General features: G+C 41.0%; 2 protein-coding genes and 1 pseudogene. All 3 read right to left on the reverse strand.

Translation table 11 applies throughout. The features are described from left to right. On the reverse strand, positions 1-249 hold a 249-nt coding region (locus ACTHS3_RS11900), incomplete at its 3' end, for a hypothetical protein (RefSeq protein ID WP_440368029.1). Positions 250-254: 5 nt separating this feature from the next. Beyond that, on the reverse strand, positions 255-1,520 hold the full coding sequence (locus ACTHS3_RS11905; protein WP_036490205.1) for a histidine-type phosphatase: 1,266 nt from the start codon (positions 1,518-1,520) through the stop codon (positions 255-257). 141 nt (positions 1,521-1,661) lie between these two features. Further along, positions 1,662-2,102, reverse strand: a pseudogene (locus ACTHS3_RS11910) (TonB-dependent receptor); the annotation flags it as partial.

Genomic DNA, 2,102 nt, shown 5'->3' on the forward strand with positions numbered 1-2,102 from the left:
GCTGTTGCCGTTGTGATTCCTACCAACGAAGAATTGATGATTGCACACGATACTGCCCGTCTGAGCGGCCTGTAATCCGTCATCATTGAAAACCTGTCCGCAAGGGCAGGTTTTTTGTTGTGTATAGATGAAGAAAATTTTTAGAATATATTGAGAAAAGCCGGTAAACATTACGTTTGCCGGCTTTTCCGTTTGATCCACTCGCAGTTTCTGCGAATTCTCTTTTAAGTATTTTTCATAGGGTTGCATGAATGCTATTTCTTACCGTTCTTAATACCCTCACTCAACACCTGTTGAAAACGCTCGTAATCACAAAAGCCCTTTTCATCTTTTTCACAGCCTTTGAGCGTTAAAGCTGTTTGGTTTGGTGGTGTCGCTAAACTTAATGGCGTGGTGTTAATCAGCTGTTCGGTAGATTGATACACATAATCCAACTTAAATTTGAGCTTACCACTTGGTTTGTGCTTCCATACTTCAAATAGCAGCTTGCCACCGATTGGGATATTTTCCAATGAACCATCTAATTCATAAGGCTCAACACCTAATGCAGCCAGCAGAGCGACGATATTAGAATCGTGTCCAACCAATAAGTTAATTTTATTTTCGCTATTTAGCTGCTGCTGAATAAATGCCAATAACGGATATGATGCATTTTGTGCTAACGCTTCATTGTTTTTAAATAAAGTGCGGTAATATTCGTTTTTAATTTCGTTAATTGCGCGCCATTTTTCTTGGCTATCCACACGACCGTTTGCAATTTCAGAATCAGGCTTACCCACATAATGTGCGAGCAATAATGCACTGACAATTTTCTTCCCGGTGCTGATAGAACCCGTAATCTTGACCGACTTGCCATCTTTGATACTGTATTCACCGACTTTTCCACCTAAATCACATTCGCCTTTTTGCAAGCAGTTTGGTGAATTTTTATAATCGATGATTTCACTCAATAGCGCATAATTTGGCGCTAATTTTTGCTGTAAAGCGGTTAAATCAACGTTATTTTTTGCAGATTCAATCAAAGCTTGGCTTGGATTGTGCGCCTGCGTGTTAAAAATTGGATCTTTTTCTGAACCAATTTCACCGTGATGTTGCAGTTGAACATTACAGCCTGCAAAAGCTCCCGCCACAATGGCCTGACCTGTTGCAATGGTGCGTTGCACTCCATTCGCATAAGCGAAAATACCTTCACCCGATGCACAACGATCTGTCGTTAATAATCCTTTATCCGCAAGCCATTGTCCTAAATATTGGCCGAAATAGGTTTCTAGCACTGTCCCTTTTGCCGTGAGATAACCAGATGGCACATCCCATTTTGCCCACGCATACGGGGAATATTTCGCCATTTCTTGCGGATCTTTTTCCACTGGTGAACGCAATCCGTGTCGGCTGAAAATCAATACTTTCTCTAATTCATAATCAGAACTTGAGGAAGTTTGACCATTTTCTGTTGCAAACGCACTACTTGCTAAAGCTGAGCCAAGCAAAAGTGCGGTGAATTTTAGGGTTATTTTTTTCATATTCGATACCTAATCATTTAATGTTGAAATTGAGCTATAAAAATTCAAGGCATATTTGGTGCCGTAAACTAACACCATAAATACTGCAACAATATTGACTACCGCTTAATCAGTGCAATATTAAGATACTGATAGATAGGTTTAGAACTTATAACTGATGGTAAACAGCAAAGTCCTGCCTCGTGCGTAGTTGTTCAAAACGGAGCGTGTCGTACCGCCATATTTGCCATTGCATAAACCGTTGGCATCGCATTCGACTTCCTCATCATCTAAACCGCCTTTTCTTTCAAATACGCTGAAATAGCGCTGGGTTGCGGCATCATTTGCGGCATCCAAAGGATCGACATAGCGTTTATTGAACGCATTTTGAATGTCAAAACGAAGGATAAGGTTTTTCTTCGGTTCATAATTGGCATAGAAATCAAAAATCATCGGCTGTCTGTTGATGCTTTCTGTTTTTTTGATCACCCTTCTGCCCATTTGATGTGAAGAGTAGGTATTGGCGCCGGTTGTCCCGTCAACAAATTCCTCCTCAGTCGTCGCCCGTGTACTTTTGCCGTAATAGCGCATAATGCCGCCGAT

Source organism: Neisseria sp. P0009.S007, assembly GCF_051962515.1.